Here is a 14,190-nt window from a genome sequence, read left to right on the forward strand (position 1 = left end):
TCCTCCGCCTTGCAGCTGCACGCACCAGACCCCGCTCGGGTCGGCCGGGACGAACCGTCCGTCACGGCCGACCTGATCCAAACGACAGGCCCTAGCCCTGGTCCGCCACGAAGGACGCCATCCAGGCCAGCGCCGCGTTCCAGTTCACGGCCGTCTCGTTCGTCGACCAGGACTGGATGTCGTCGATGTAGCAGAACTGGCCCACGCAGCCGGTGAGTTTGCTCTGCGCGTAGGGGTCCTGAATGCTGGAGTTGGGGCCGCCGGCGAGGGTCCCCTTCGGCGGGCCGGGCAGGTTCGGGTCGAGTTCGTGCGCGTACCAGCGGCTGTGCTGGTTGTGTGCGGCGACCTCGCCGTAGCCCGTCACGTACGACTGGTTCAGCGCGTTGCGGCCGAGGATGTAGTCCATGCTCTGCACCGCGCCGTCGCGGTACCGGCTCCGCCCGGTGAGGTCGTACGCCGTGGCGACGACGACCGCGTTGTTCAGCACCTGGCTGCTGGAGCCCCAGTCGTAGGCGTTGCCGGCGGGGGCGTACGGCATGCCGTACGGCTGGGCTTCGAGCGTGGCGAGGTAGGCGTCGGCCGCCTCGACGACGGAGCGCCTGACCTTGTCGCGGCCCGGCAGCCGGTTCGCGACGGTCGCGAGGTCGAGCCGGGCGGGTGCCGCCGTCCTGGACCAGTCGAATCCGGTGGGCCCGAAGACGTCGGCCGTGTGCAGCGGTGAGCCGAGGACGTGGTCCGCGAACTCCTTGTCCCCGGTGGTGAGATACAGCTCGGCGGCCGCCCAGTAGAACTCGTCTTGCGCGTCGGAGTCGTAGTACGCGCCGCCGCCCGTCCCGTCGGTCTCCGAGGGGTAGGTGTCGGGGTGGGCGAGCGCGGCCTCCCAGGCGGTCCTCGCGGCCTTGAGCGCCTCGGCCGCGAAGGCCCGGTCGTAGGGCCGGTACAGGCGGGCGGCCTGCGCGGCCGTGGCGGCGAGGTTCAGCGTGGCCTGGGTGGTGGGCCGGTGCAGCTCGCGCTTCTGTGGGTCCTGGCTCGGCAGCAGCGGCAGCCCGGTCCACTGCTCGTCGTGGATCTTGCTGTGCGCCATGCCCGCGAGCGGCCGGCCGGCGGGGACCTGCATCTTCAGCAGGAACTCCAGCTCCCAGCGCGCCTCGTCGAGGATGTCCGGCACCTTGTTGCCGCTCTCCGGGATGTCCAGCGTGCCGTCACCGAGTCTGCCGGGGCTGCCCGTCCGGGCCGTCAGGGAGCGTTCGTACGTGCTCAGCAGTTCCCACGTGGCGATGCCGCCGTTGATGACGTACTTGCCGTGGTCGCCCGCGTCGTACCAGCCGCCGGTGACGTCGAGCGTGTAGTCGCAGAGCCCGGGCTGGCAGGGCACGTTCCCGTCGCCCTGGTTCGGCGCCACGTCGACGTGCCCGGCCGGACGCGCGTACCCGGGGCGCAGCGAGCCGAGGATCTCGATGCCGCTGCGCTGGGTGTAGTAGTACTTCAACGCGTCGGCCCGCAGGCTCTCGTAGGCGGCCGTGCCGATGTCGAAGGGGCGGCTGGTCTGCCCGTCGGCGACGAGGGTGAAGCCCTCGCCGCGCTTGCGGTAGGCGCCGAAGTCGATCGACTGGACGTTCTGGCCGGAGGACACGTCGGTGCCGCGCGGCACGCTCCGGCCCCGGGCCACCGTCCTGCCGTCGGCGTTCCTCAGCTGCCAGGGCATCGGCTCGGTGGAGTCGGTGACCAGCGTGGCGTTCTTCGGGCCCGCGGGCAGGTACGCGACCTGGTTGACCCGCACCCGCGGCCCGGTGTCGGGCTCGTAGACCTCGGGCGGCACCCCGCCGAGCAGCGACACGTCGTCCATGCAGAACCGCCACGGGTCGGCGCCGCCCCCGAGCTGGAAGCCCACCTGCCCCTGGGCGGTGTCGACCGGCGAGGTGAACGTGTAGGTGTACGTGTCACCGCTGACGCTCACCGCCGGACTCGCCTCGAAGTACGTGTCGTACGGCTCGACGGCCAGGCCCACCAGGGCCCGCGGGGCGTGGCCCTCGGGCACGCCCGACGCGGTGAAGCTGAACCGGTACGACTCGCCCTTCACGAGCGTGATGTCGTTCTGTCCGACCGCCGCGTCCCAGCGGTTGGCGGTGCCGCCGGGCACGTCCGCGCACAACTGCCCCGCGGACAGCTCGGCCGTGACGTTGCTCGTGGTCCACCACGGAGCGCTGGAGTCGTCGAAGGTGCCGTTCTTCACCTGCTCGACCTCGTCGGCCGCCGCCGGTCCGGCGGGCACGGTGACGAGCGCCGCCGCGACGAGTGCCGCCGTGGTGAGGAGCGTGGTTCTGCGTCGTTTCACGTCCGGGCTCCTTGGTGGAGTGGGAGGTGCGGGATGCCGACGCCCGCGGCCGGACCTTCGGGGCCAGGCCGGGCCCGCGGACGCCCGTGTCGGGCCGAACGGGCGTGGGAGCGCTCCCAATCGCCGCTGCGAGGGACTGTAGGGGCGCGGGGGAGTGCGGGACAAGACGGGTGACGTCAGTTCCCCGTCCCGGGGGCCGGTGAGCCCGTTCCGTGACAGCGGCACGGGCCTCTTCGCAAGCACCGACGACGGCGGAGCGCGGTCGAAGTCCCGGGCGCCTTGGATGCAGCAACAGGCCGAGTGCGACAGCGATCAGACGGTCCGTCAGATTCCGATCGCGGCCCGTGCTTACGGACCGGTCGGCCCGGCGTCCGCGACACCGCACGAGGGTGCGCCGGTTCCGGACGTTCTGTGGCGGGGAGGCGCCGTGGACGGTCCCGTAGCTGTGAAAGGCCGTTCGAGGGGTAGGCGGTGGGCGAGCCGAGACCGTCCGGGAGGCGGTTCGGCCACGAGTCTGCCGCCGGTATCGCCGTTGGAGGGGGTCATGGACCAAGTACGCGGACAGCGACGGCCCGCCGGGAGGTCTCCCGGGCACCGAACGACCACGAGTATCGCCGTGCTGGCGGTGACCGGGTCCCTCGCCCTCGCGGCCTGCAGCGGGTCGTCGGACGACGGCGACGGCAAGCGGAGCGCAGAGTCGCACCGGATACGCGTCGCCCCCGCCGCCGACGCCTCGTCCGTGCCGGTGGACAAGAAGGTGCGGATACGCGCGGGCAGCGGGAAGCTCACGTCCGTGAAGGTGACCGCCCCCGGTCCGGGCGCCCTCAAGGGCACGTACTCCGGGGACAGGGACTCCTGGACCTCGGGCGCCGAGCTGGCCCCCGGCGTGACCTACACCGTGGAGGCCAGGGCCACGGCGTCCGACGGCCGGAAGATCACCGAACGCCGCACCTTCACCACCGCCGAGCCCCCGAAGTCGCGCACCTTCGTCGGCGAGTACAACGTCGAGAAGGGTTCGACCGTCGGTACCGCCCTGCCGGTGTCGATCGTCTTCAACAAGCCCATCAGCGACAAGGCGGCCGTCGAACGCCGTCTCCGGGTCACGTCGTCCCCCGCCGTCGAGGGCGCGTGGAGTTGGATGAAGGACCGCAACGGCAAGGACCGGATCGACTACCGCCCCCGGGAGTACTGGAAGCCGGACACCCGGGTGACCCTGCGCATGAACCTCGACGGAGTCGCCGCCGGCGGCGGGCTCTACGGCACCCAGACCCGGAAGATCGGTTTCACCGTCGGGAAGTCCGTCGTCAGCACCGTCGACGTGGCGAAGAAGACGATGACCGTCACCGAGAACGGCAGGAAACTGCGGACCCTGCCCGTGTCCACCGGCAAGAAGGGGTTCGAGACCTGGGACGGCACGATGGTGGTGCTGAGCAAGGTCCCCTCCATCCGGATGGACTCGTCCACCGTCGGCATATTCGGCCGCGAGGCGTACGACCTCGGCAAGGTCAAGTGGGACGTGCAGCTGACGATTTCGGGCACCTACGCCCACGCGGCGCCGTGGAACGAGGGCAAGTTCGGGCGGGTCAACGGCAGTCACGGCTGCATCGGCATGAGCACCGGGGACGCCAAGTGGTTCTTCGAGCACGTCGACTACGGCGACCCGGTCACCGTCCTCAACTCCAAGGGCACCGTGCCGGCCAACAACGGCTACGGGGACTGGAACGTGGACTGGGCCAAGTGGCGGGCGGGCAGCGCCCTGCGGTGACGTCCCGGCGCCATGCGAGGCGAGCGACGACCCTGTTCCGGGCACCTGAACCGGTGTCCGGGGCGCGTCCGCGGAGGGTGCGCGCTCCCGTCCGTGCCGGTTCGCGCACCGCGCCCTGTCGTCCTGCCGCCGCCGATAGGATCTAATGGGCAGCCGCACGCGAGACGGACAGATACCGAACGGCATCGTTCGACAGTTCCGTCTCCGATCCGTGCGACCCTCAACTCCGGATGGTCTTGGATGCCCGCCTCGCCTCAGCACGACTCCGCCCAGCCCGTGGAGAACCCGGCAGGAACGCCGGCTGCGCCGCAGCACCACGGTCTGTTCCTCCAGCCGTGCTACACCGTCGACCTGCCGCCGCTGGACGAGGAGGAAGAGGCGTCCTTCCCGCCTCCCTCGCGTCCCGCGAACAAGCAGCGCGGAGCGGTCCGCGGTCGCTGACCGCGACGCGCCCCGGGCGGCCACGGCCGCCCGGGGCGCGACCACCGGCCCGAGCCGGCCGGCCCGGCGACCGAGCTGACCGAAACCGGCAGCCCCGCCCGGCCGCCCGTCCCACCGGCCCACCGCCCGGCACTCTGGCCGCCCCCCCGGCCACTCCGGCCCTCCGCCCGGCTGTCCGGCCCACCCCCCTGGCCACTCCGGTCCTCCGTCCGACCGTCCGGCCCAGCGGCAGACGGGGACCGTGCACCGGCCCGCTCCGTCCGTTCGCCGGACACTGCCCGCTGGCCGGCCAGGCGGGCGCGTCACCAATCCGCAGTCCCGTCCACCGGACCGCCGCAGGCCGTCCGATCGTCCGGCCCGCGGAACGGCGGGCCGGGACCGCCGGGCTGCGCCGGTCTCGTCGCCGGGGCACTCTTGATCCCGTGGCAGACTCTCTGATCGTCGTGCACCGGCCCTCGTCCAGCGGTGGCAGGCGGGTGAGCGTGCGCCGGGGCGGCCGGGACGTGGATCTCGGACTGGCCCACTCCGACCACGACCTGATCGTGTTCCTGGAGGCCGCCGGTCTGCTCGACCCGGACGAGATCCTCGACGACCCGGGCCGTGTGGAGTGGCGCGGCGGGCCTCCGCACGAGTGGGGCACCGCCTGAGCGGCCGCCGCTCGGGCACGGTCCCGCGACCTGCGTCACGGCGGCCGCGAGGCGAACCGGCCAAGGGTCCCCGGAACCGGCCACAACGAGCGGCGCCCGATTTGTGGTGATACCAAGGAATGGCGCCCGGCCATTCGGGTCGGCGGCCCGGAGATCGGCGGGAGCGACGATGGACGACTACCCCCTCCTCAACCTGTTCTGGACCATGCTCTGGTTCTTCCTCTGGATCATGTGGCTGTTCCTGCTGTTCAAGGTCATCTCGGACATCTTCCGCAGCCACGACCTCAGCGGCTGGGGCAAGGCCGGCTGGCTGGTCCTGACACTGCTGGTGCCCTACCTGGGCGTCCTGATCTACGTGATCGCCCGGGGAAAGTCGATGAGCAAGCGGGACGTCACGCAGGCCGAGGAGCGGGAGGCGGCCTTCAAGGCGTACGTCCGAGAGGCCGCGGCGGAAGGCGGCACCGGCGCCGACTCCGGTGGCGGCGGCAAGGTCGACGAACTCGCCAGGCTGGCGGCGCTCCGGGACAAGGGCGCGCTGACGGACGAGGAGTTCCAGCGGGCGAAGACGAAGCTGCTGACCTAGGGATGCTCCCCAGGGCGCCTGGCCGACCCACGGGTCTCCTACGGCGCTCCAGGAGCCGACCGTCCTCACCCGCGCGTCCGGGTCCCCGTCACCGACGGGGACCCGGACGCGTATGTCTTGGGCCGGGTGACGGTCATCCGGCGCCCAGGTCCCCGGGAGGGGACGGCGACCCGGCTCGTGTGCATGCCGCCGGCGTCGGTGCACAAGTGGCCGTTCCTCGGCCGGGGCCGCGGCCGGCCGCTCAGCGCGACACCGTGCCGGGCGGGTGGATCGCGCCCGCCGTCGCCGTCAGCGGCGCACCGCTGCCGCCCCACCGCAGCGCGACGATCTCCGCGGCGACCGACACGGCCACCTCGTCCGGAGTACGGGCTCCGAGGTCCAGCCCGAGGGGCGACCGCAGCCGGGCCAGCTCGCCCGCGCTCAGGCCGGCCTCACGCAGACGCGCCGTCCGGTCCTCGTGGGTACGCCGGCTGCCCATCGCCCCGATGTACGCGGCCGGACGGCGCAATGCCTCCTCCAGCAGCGGGACGTCGAACTTCGGGTCGTGCGTGAGGACGCAGATCACCGTGCGCTCGTCCGTCGTCGTGCCCGCGAGGTACACGTGCGGCCATTCGGCGACGACCTCGACGGCCGCGGGGAAGCGCTGAGGGGTGGCGAAGACAGGCCGGGCGTCGCACACCGTGACGCGGTAGCCGAGGAAGTCGCCGATGCGGGCGACGGCGGCCGCGTAGTCGATGGCGCCGAAGACCAGCATGCGCGGCGGTGGCGCGAAGGAGTGCAGGAAGACGGCGACGGTGTCCTCACGGCGCTCGCCGTGCGGCCCGTAGTGGCGCAGCTCCGAGGCGCCCTGGGCCAGTTCGCCCTGTGCGTCGGCGCTCACGGCGACGTCCAGTCCGCTCGTGCCCAGCGTGCCGTGGACGCCGTCGTCGGGCGCCGGCTCCCCGGCCGGCCACACGGCGAGGGAGGCCCCGCGCCGGGCGGGCCCGTCGGTCACCGTCGCGAGCGTCACCGGCCGGCCCGCCGCCACGGACCGGGCGAGGAGCCCGAAGGCGGGGTCGTCGCCGGGTGAGACGCGGCGCACCAGCACCGTGATCTCCCCGCCGCAGGTCAGCCCCACGGCGAAGGCGTCCTCGTCGCTGAACCCGAACGTCTCCAGCCGCGCCTCGCCGCTCTCCAGCACCTCGCGCGCCAGCTCGAAGACCGCCCCCTCCACACAGCCGCCGGACACGCTGCCCACGACCTCGTCGCCGGGGCCCACCGCCATGGCGGCCCCCGGATCGCGCGGCGCGCTGCGGCTGACGGCGACGACGGTGGCCAGGCCGAAGGGCGACCCTTGCGCGTACCAGCGGCTCAGCGCCGGGAGGATCTCACGCATCGCCCGCTCCCGCCGATGCCCCTTGGGCCCCGCTCAAGAGGTACCGGACTCGTCGGCGGTCTCGGCCGTCTCGTCGTCGTCGCGCTCGCCCTCGGCCTGCGAGGGGGTGGGGAGGCCGGGGTCCGTGTGCCCGGTGTCGTGGGTGGCCCCGGAGGAACCGGTGCCCGGGGTGTCCGTGCCGGTGTCCGGCTCGCCCTCGGCCTGGGACGGGGTGCGCTCGTTCATGATCAGCCTTCCGGGTCGACCGGGGCGCCGTTCGGGCGCACACCGGTGTCCTGATGGGTCCGCCAGGCGTGCCGGGGACACCGAACCGCTGCGGCGACCGTGGCGCCGCGCCCCTTCCGCGGGGCCGTCGGCGTCGCCCGTCACGCACGGGCGACGCTGCGGGTACCCACGGCACCACGGATCACCCGCGCCCCGAACGATCTCCTCCGCGCCAAATCCCGTTGCCCCCGGCCACCAGCGCCTGCTGCACTGAGGGGGACGAGCTGTCCCCGAACGAGGAGCACCGATGCGCGCAGCGTCCATGTCCACCGCCGAACGAACGATCACCTCTTCAAAGGACATGACGCCCTGTGCCCACCCTGAATCTGGGAATCCTCGCGCACGTAGACGCCGGTAAGACGAGCCTGACGGAGCGGCTCCTGCACACCGTCGGGGTCATCGACGAGCTCGGCAGTGTCGACGACGGCAGCACCCGCACCGACACCCTCGCGCTGGAGCGGCAGCGCGGCATCACGATCAAGTCCGCCGTCGTGTCGTTCGCGCTCGGCGACCTCACCGTCGACCTGATCGACACCCCCGGCCACCCGGACTTCATCGCCGAGGTGGAGCGCGTGCTCAGCGTGCTCGACGGGGCGGTCCTGGTGGTCTCGGCCGTGGAGGGGGTCCAGGCGCAGACGCGCGTGCTGATGCGGACCCTGCAGCGGCTGCGGATCCCGACCCTCGTGTTCGTGAACAAGACCGACCGGTCCGGCGCCCGGTACGCGCCGCTGCTGGAGAGCGTGGCCGCGAGGCTCACCCCGGCCATCGTCCCCATGGGCGAGGTCCGTGCCCCGGGCACCCCGGACGTCGGCTTCGTGCCCTTCACTCCGGCGCGGCTGCGGGCGCCACTGCTCGACGTGCTCGCCGGGCACGACGACGCGCTGCTCGCCGAGTACGTCGACGGAGGCGTCACCGACGACCGGCTGCGTGCCTCCCTCGTGCGCCAGACCGGGCGGGCCCGGGTGCATCCGGTGTACTTCGGGTCCGCCATCACGGGAGCGGGGGTCCCGGAGCTGGTCGCCGGGATCAGGGAGCTGCTGCCCGCCGCCGGGGGCCGGACCGACGGGGAGGTCGAAGGGACCGTCTTCAAGGTCGAGCGGGGTCCGGCGGGGGAGAAGATCGCCTACGCCCGGATGTTCTCCGGAACCCTGCGGACGCGCGACCGGATCGCCTACGGGGACGGCCGGGAGGGCAAGGTCACGGGGATCAGCGTGTTCGAGAACGGAACGGCGGTCGACGGCACGAGTGTCGCGGCCGGACGGATCGGCAGACTCCGGGGGCTGGCGGACATCCGCGTCGGGGACACCCTCGGCCGGCCGTCGGGGCGGGGCGCGGAGCGTCACTTCGCGCCGCCCACCCTGGAGACGGTCGTCGTCCCCCGCCGGCCCGGCGACAGGGGCGTGCTGCACGTGGCGCTCACCCAGCTCGCCGAACAGGACCCGCTGATCGCGCTGCGCACCGACGAGTTGCGGCAGGAGATCTCCGTGTCGCTGTACGGGGAGGTGCAGAAGGAGGTCGTCCAGGCGACCCTCGCGGACGAGTTCGGACTCGACGTCACCTTCCGGGAGACGACGACCATCTGCGTCGAGCGTCCCGTCGGCAGCGGCGCGGCGGTCGAGTTCAACGGCAGGGAGCCCAACCCGTTCCTCGCCACCGTCGGGCTGCGGGTCGACCCGGCCCCGGCGGGGAGCGGTGTGCGGTTCCGGCTCGCGGTGGAGCTCGGGTCGATGCCGTACGCCTTCTTCAAGGCGGTCGAGGACACCGTGCGGGACACGCTGCGCCAGGGGGTGCACGGCTGGGAGGTCACCGACTGCACGGTGACCATGACGCACTCCGGCTACTCGCCGCGCCAGAGCCACGCGCACCAGCGCTTCGACAAGAGCATGTCGAGCACGGGCGCGGACTTCCGCGGGCTGACCCCGCTGGTCCTGATGAGCGCCCTGCGGCGGGCGGGCTCCCGGGTGCACGAGCCGATGCACCGCTTCCGCCTGGAGACACCGGCCGACACGCTCACGGCCGTCCTGCCCGTGCTGGCGAAGCTGCGGGCCGTTCCCGAGACGACCGGGACGCGCGGTGCGACGAGTGTGCTGGAGGGCCGGATCCCGGCGGCGGCGGTCCACGAACTCGGTCTGCTGCTACCGGGGTTGTCCCGAGGCGAGGCCGAACTGGACGCCGTGTTCGATCACTACGCACCCGTCGCGCGGGGGGCCGTCCCGGAGCGCCCACGCACGGACCACAACCCGCTGGACCGCAAGGGATATCTGCTCAAGGTGACGCGAAGGGTGGGAAGTTGAGCGGGAGGGCGGCGCCGGATGGCGGGGCCGGCCGCGGACGACGCCATGGTGCCGTCCGCGGTTCTGCCGGCGCGGCCCGTCCGGAGCTCGTGGCCAGGGCGGCGGCGAAGGTCAGCCGGCCGAGGGGCCGGTCCAGCCGGCCGGCACCCGGGCCAGCCGTACGCGCTGCGGGTGGTCGCCGACCTCCACGGACGCCGTCTTGCGGCCGGTGGCGAAGTCGATCGCGGTGACCCGGTCGGCGCCGCTCTCGGAGACGACGCAGGACCGCCCGTCGCCGCTGACGGTCGCCCAGTACGGCTTGGAGGCGGTGACGAGCGGCCCCTCCTGGAGGGTCTCCCGGTCGACGACGGTGGCGTAGTCGTCCATCGTTCCGGCGACGCACAGCTTGGTGCCGTCGGGGCTGATCGACATGCCGTGGTGACGGGAGTCGTTGACCCATTTCGTGCGGTCGGTGGTGGTGGCCGGGTTCTTCGGGAGGGTCTTCACACGGGTGATCCGGTCGCTCGCGACGTCGTACTCCAGGAAGCCGTTGAAGAACGACACCTGGAAGTACAGCTTCGACTCGTCGGGGCTGAAGACGGCGGGCCGGACGGCGTCCGAATAGTCCTTGAGGCCGATCGCGTCGAGCCGCTGCCGCATGTCGATCACCTTGACCTGCTTGAAGGTGCTCGTGTCCACGACGGTGATGCGGCGGTCGCCCTTCGTCCAGTCCAGCCACGGTTCGTCCAGGGCGGTGTTGACGTCTCCGATGGACATGTTCCAGATGTACCGGCCGTCGCGCGAGAAGACGTTCTCGTGCGGCTTGTCGCCGGTGGCGAAGGAACCGATCTGCCGGCCGCTGACGATGTCCAGGACGTGCACGGTGTTCGCGGTCGAGGCCGAGACCGCGACACGGGTGCCGTCGGGGGAGACGGCCATGTGGTCCGCCCGGTAACCGGAGACTTTGAAGCGCCAGTTGATCCGGCCGGTGGCGAGGTCGATCGAGACCACGTCGGCGAAGCTCGGGCGGGAGACGACCATCGACGTCCCGTCGGGCGTGGCGTACATGTCGTCCACGAGCTGGTCGTGGCCCTCCCCGACGCCGTTGCGGATGCCGAGGAAGAACGCCCACTTGATCGGATCGGCGTTGATCTCCGCCAGGCGCGCCGCCTTGTCCGGTACGACGTCGATCCGGCCGATTCTCGCCAGGTCCCCGGTGGACTCGATGACGTCGGCGGTGCCGTCCCAGTTGTTCCCCACGAACATCACCTCGCGCGGTCCGGCGGAGGGGGCCGCGGGGGAGGCGGCCGTGGCGGCGGTCGTGGTGCCGCACAGGGCGAGGGTCAGCGCGGTGGCCAGGGTGCACAGGTGCCTTGAGCGAGGGGTAGACATGGCGGTCCTTGTCGTAGGCGGGGGGTGAAAGTGGCAAGGGCATGACAAGGGAATCTGAACACGCCCGCGTTCAGAGTTGACTTACTGGAAAGTAAGGAGCGAGGCGCCCTCTCCACAAGACTCCGTGCACGACAAAATCGACGGCGGGCCGGACCGGCCGGCGGCGAGGGAGGCAGGGGTGGCGGGCAGGCTGAGACAGCCGACCGGACGGTACGGCGGCCGGTCCGCCGAGGAGCGGCAGGCCGAGCGGCGGCGGCGCTTCCTGGAGGCCGGTCTCCAGGTGTTCGGCGACCGGCCCGGCTTCCGGGCGGCCACCGTCGCGGCGCTCAGCGAGGCGGCGGGCCTGTCCACGCGCCAGTTCTACGAGGAGTTCCGCACGCTGGAGGACGTGCTGGCCGCGCTGCACCTCCAGGTCAACGACTGGGCAGAGGCGGCGGCCCTCGCGGCGCTCGCCGAGGCCCGAGACCTGCCGCTCGCCGAGCGTGTCGCCGCGGTCTTCGGGGCCTACGCGGCCGACGTCACCGCCGATCCACGCCGGATCCGCATCACGTTCGTCGAGATCATCGGGGTCAGCCCGGCGCTGGAGGAGCAGCGGCTCGACCGCCGGGCCCGCTGGGTGGACTTCATCTGCGCGGAGGCGGACGCGGCGGTGGCACGCGGCGAGGCGGCTCCCCGCGACTACCGGATAGCCGCGACCGCGTTCATCGGTGGCGTGAACGGACTGCTCCACGACTGGAGCGCGGGCCGGGTCGAGGCCACCCTGGACCAGGTCGTCGAGGAACTCGTCCGCCAACTGCTCGCCGTCCTGCGCCCCGTGGGCTGGTCCCCGGACGGTCACCACTCCTGAGGCCCCCCGTCGCGGGGTGCCGCGCGGTGCCGTTCACCCGCTCCGTCCACCGGTCCGGCCGCGCGGGGACGTGGCCGGAACGCGCTCTGGCTCCGCTCTCCGCCCGATGATCGAATCACCTCTTCGTCCTCAGCGAAGGGAACGGCTGTGCCAGCGAAGACGTACGTGGACCTGCACCGACAGGTGTCCGCGGAGATAGAGGCCGAGGTGCGCGCCGCCGTCGGGCGACTCGGACCCTCGGCGCCCGCCGTGAGGAGCGCGGTGACGGGACTCCTGCGGCACCGCGAGTTGGCGTATCCGCTGTCGGTGCTGCCGATGATCGTGCACGCCGTGGAGACCGGCGTCCCCGGCCCGGCCGCCCCGCTGGCCGCCGTGCACGTGCTGTGGTGGACGTCCGCCTGCCACCTCGACGACCTGGCCGACGCGCAGGGCGCGGTCCGCGTCGGTGACCTGCACCCGAACGAAGCGCTCCTCGCGGCCGTCGTCGCCGGGCTGCCGCTGCCCGTCCTGGCCCTGCGGTCACCGCGGATCCCCGAGGCCGTGCGCGGCGACCTGACGGCCGAGGTCCTGAACGGCCTCGTCGGCGCCGCCGAGGGCCAGTTGCGCGATCTCAGGACGGATGTCGCCTGCGCCGACCGGGAACGGGTGGTCGCCGCCTACCGGGGGAAGTCCGGCGCCCCGTTCGCCATGATCACGGCGATGGCGGCGGTCCTGGCCGGGGCGCCGGCGGAAAGGACCGAACTGTGGCGCGAATTCGGCTACGTCTTCGGCGTCCTGTGGCAGATCTTCAACGACCAGGAGGACATCCTGTCGGGCCGCGACGAGGACCTGGCTAACGGCACGGTGACCTACCTGCTGGCCTGCGCGCTCCAGGACGCCCCGCCCGCCGGGAGGGCCCGCCTGCTGAAGTCGTATGCCGCCGCCCCGACTTCCGGCTCCGCGCGCGCAGAGGTCACCGCGGCGCTCGTCGACGCCCCGCTGCTCCGGAGCTGCCGGGACGACCTCGACGCCTTCCGCGGCGACGCGTACCGGCTGCTGCGCGCACTGGGCGGCGACGAGGAGTACCTGGCCGTACTGCGGCACCTCGTGGACGAGTCGTCCCGGATGCGGCTGAAGCCCCGCCGCGCCGAACGGCTCAGCGCCGGGCGGCCGTGACGGCCAGGACGAGCGACGCCGCCGAGACCAGGGCGGCGCCCAGCACCGCCCCGGCGCAGAGACGGCGCCGCAGGGACCGGTACAACGCCTCGTACTCCGAACGCAGTTGAGCTCCGCGTTCCGCCGTGCGCTCCCAGCAGCGGCGGGTGAGCGCGAGATGGTGCTCGGCGAAGCGTGACTCCACCTCCTCCCGCTGGGTGTCCGTGAGCCATCGCAACGACCCGGTGAACAGGACGGCTTCGGCCCTGCCCTCCGCCCGCGCGGCCTCGACGAGGAGGTGGCCCTCCAACTGCCTGATCAGCACGTTCGCGTCGGGCAGGTGGTCGTCCCTGGCCGTCATCGCACCTCCACCGGTGCCCCGGCGGCTGTGCCCACCGCCGGGCCCGAGGACACGCCCGCCGTGGTGACCTCCGGATGGTGCAGGTCGAACGCCGGGGATTCGGAGCGGATCCGGGGCACGGTGAGGAAGTTGTGGCGCGGCGGCGGGCAGGAGGTCGCCCACTCGAGCGAACGGCCGTAGCCCCACGGGTCGTCGACCTCGATCTTCTCGCCGTACTTGGCGGTCTTCCAGACGTTGTAGAAGAACGGCAGGAACGACAGCCCGAGGACGAAGGAGAAGATGCTCGACACCGTGTTGAGCGTCGTCAGGCCTTCCACCGCCAGATAGTCGGGAATGCGGCGCTGCATTCCGTCGGCGCCCAGCCAGTGCTGCACGAGGAACGTGCCGTGGAAGCCGATGAACAGGGTCCAGAAGGTGATTTTCCCGAGCCGCTCGTCGAGCATCCTGCCGGTGAACTTGGGCCACCAGAAATGGAATCCGGCGAACATCGCGAACACGACCGTGCCGAAGATGACGTAGTGGAAGTGCGCCACCACGAAGTAGGTGTCCGACACGGGGAAGTCCATCGGCGGCGAGGCGAGCATGACGCCGGTCAGACCACCGAAGACGAACGTGATCAGGAAGCCGGTCGCCCACAGCATCGGCGTCTCGAAGGACAACGACCCCTGCCACATGGTCCCGATCCAGTTGAAGAACTTCACGCCGGTCGGTACGGCGATGAGGAACGTCATGAAGGAGAAGAACGGCAGGAGTACGCCGCCGGTGACGTACAT

Annotated in this window: 13 protein-coding genes; 7 read left to right on the top strand and 6 right to left on the bottom strand. The window is 72.1% G+C overall.

Annotated elements, in window-relative coordinates; translation table 11 throughout:
• Window positions 1–91: 91 nt before the first annotated feature.
• Entirely contained in the window at window positions 92–2,335 is a 2,244-nt protein-coding gene (locus tag ACZ4VA_RS38490) for a glycoside hydrolase family 9 protein (protein ID WP_468084619.1), read from the bottom strand.
• A 616-nt stretch (window positions 2,336–2,951) separates the two neighbouring features.
• On the opposite strand from ACZ4VA_RS38490, the gene ACZ4VA_RS38495 reads away from it, so the two are divergent.
• The 4 genes from ACZ4VA_RS38495 (at window position 2,952) to ACZ4VA_RS38510 (ending at window position 5,771) form a co-directional block, all read left to right on the top strand.
• Entirely contained in the window at window positions 2,952–4,100 is a 1,149-nt protein-coding gene (locus ACZ4VA_RS38495; protein WP_356176175.1) for a L,D-transpeptidase, read from the top strand.
• A 240-nt stretch (window positions 4,101–4,340) separates the two neighbouring features.
• On the top strand, window positions 4,341–4,541 hold the full coding sequence (locus ACZ4VA_RS38500) for a hypothetical protein (RefSeq protein ID WP_356176178.1): 201 nt from the start codon (window positions 4,341–4,343) through the stop codon (window positions 4,539–4,541).
• A 422-nt stretch (window positions 4,542–4,963) separates the two neighbouring features.
• Complete coding sequence (locus ACZ4VA_RS38505; RefSeq protein WP_356176181.1) at window positions 4,964–5,188, top strand: hypothetical protein; 225 nt, start codon at window positions 4,964–4,966, stop codon at window positions 5,186–5,188.
• Window positions 5,189–5,357: 169 nt separating this feature from the next.
• Window positions 5,358–5,771, top strand: coding sequence for an SHOCT domain-containing protein (locus ACZ4VA_RS38510; protein WP_356176184.1), 414 nt, complete (start codon window positions 5,358–5,360; stop codon window positions 5,769–5,771).
• Between the two features lie 241 nt (window positions 5,772–6,012).
• Here ACZ4VA_RS38510 and ACZ4VA_RS38515 read toward each other — a convergent pair whose 3' ends face one another.
• Together ACZ4VA_RS38515 and ACZ4VA_RS38520 are read right to left on the bottom strand one after the other, a co-directional pair.
• Complete coding sequence (locus ACZ4VA_RS38515; RefSeq protein ID WP_389392836.1) at window positions 6,013–7,146, bottom strand: XdhC family protein; 1,134 nt, start codon at window positions 7,144–7,146, stop codon at window positions 6,013–6,015.
• A 33-nt stretch (window positions 7,147–7,179) separates the two neighbouring features.
• Window positions 7,180–7,371, bottom strand: a complete 192-nt coding sequence (locus ACZ4VA_RS38520) for a hypothetical protein (RefSeq protein WP_356244623.1) — start codon at window positions 7,369–7,371, stop codon at window positions 7,180–7,182.
• Window positions 7,372–7,721: 350 nt separating this feature from the next.
• Here ACZ4VA_RS38520 and ACZ4VA_RS38525 point away from each other — a divergent pair, with 350 nt between their 5' ends.
• A complete protein-coding gene (locus tag ACZ4VA_RS38525; RefSeq protein ID WP_468084623.1) occupies window positions 7,722–9,704 on the top strand; it encodes a GTP-binding protein in 1,983 nt (660 codons plus the stop codon).
• A 111-nt stretch (window positions 9,705–9,815) separates the two neighbouring features.
• On the opposite strand, the gene ACZ4VA_RS38530 is transcribed toward ACZ4VA_RS38525, so the two are convergent.
• Window positions 9,816–11,075 carry a YncE family protein gene (locus tag ACZ4VA_RS38530; RefSeq protein ID WP_468084625.1) on the bottom strand — a complete coding sequence of 420 codons (1,260 nt, stop codon included), beginning with the start codon at window positions 11,073–11,075 and terminating at the stop codon, window positions 9,816–9,818.
• A 178-nt stretch (window positions 11,076–11,253) separates the two neighbouring features.
• Here ACZ4VA_RS38530 and ACZ4VA_RS38535 point away from each other — a divergent pair, with 178 nt between their 5' ends.
• A complete protein-coding gene (locus tag ACZ4VA_RS38535; protein ID WP_356176195.1) occupies window positions 11,254–11,922 on the top strand; it encodes a TetR/AcrR family transcriptional regulator in 669 nt (222 codons plus the stop codon).
• Between the two features lie 147 nt (window positions 11,923–12,069).
• On the top strand, window positions 12,070–13,077 hold the full coding sequence (locus tag ACZ4VA_RS38540) for a polyprenyl synthetase family protein (protein ID WP_468084627.1): 1,008 nt from the start codon (window positions 12,070–12,072) through the stop codon (window positions 13,075–13,077).
• On the opposite strand, the gene ACZ4VA_RS38545 is transcribed toward ACZ4VA_RS38540, so the two are convergent.
• Together ACZ4VA_RS38545 and ACZ4VA_RS38550 are read right to left on the bottom strand one after the other, a co-directional pair.
• Window positions 13,058–13,417 carry a hypothetical protein gene (locus tag ACZ4VA_RS38545; RefSeq protein WP_355793882.1) on the bottom strand — a complete coding sequence of 120 codons (360 nt, stop codon included), beginning with the start codon at window positions 13,415–13,417 and terminating at the stop codon, window positions 13,058–13,060. The two genes, ACZ4VA_RS38540 and ACZ4VA_RS38545, sit on opposite strands and share 20 nt — an antisense overlap.
• The coding region (locus tag ACZ4VA_RS38550; protein WP_355793883.1) for a cytochrome c oxidase subunit I at window positions 13,414–14,190 on the bottom strand (777 nt) is incomplete at its 5' end. The genes ACZ4VA_RS38550 and ACZ4VA_RS38545, both read right to left, overlap by 4 nt.

The sequence above is a fragment of the Streptomyces sp. NPDC028308 genome, from assembly GCF_055565855.1.

Excerpts from the sequence above, each read along its gene's own strand:
- ACZ4VA_RS38510 (WP_356176184.1), top strand. The coding sequence starts at position 5,358 with ATGGACGACTACCCCCTCCTCAACCTGTTCTGGACCATGCTCTGGTTC.
- ACZ4VA_RS38520 (WP_356244623.1), bottom strand. The coding sequence starts at position 7,371 with ATGAACGAGCGCACCCCGTCCCAGGCCGAGGGCGAGCCGGACACCGGC.
- ACZ4VA_RS38500 (WP_356176178.1), top strand. The coding sequence starts at position 4,341 with ATGCCCGCCTCGCCTCAGCACGACTCCGCCCAGCCCGTGGAGAACCCG.
- ACZ4VA_RS38530 (WP_468084625.1), bottom strand. The coding sequence starts at position 11,075 with ATGTCTACCCCTCGCTCAAGGCACCTGTGCACCCTGGCCACCGCGCTG.
- ACZ4VA_RS38515 (WP_389392836.1), bottom strand. The coding sequence starts at position 7,146 with ATGCGTGAGATCCTCCCGGCGCTGAGCCGCTGGTACGCGCAAGGGTCG.
- ACZ4VA_RS38545 (WP_355793882.1), bottom strand. The coding sequence starts at position 13,417 with ATGACGGCCAGGGACGACCACCTGCCCGACGCGAACGTGCTGATCAGG.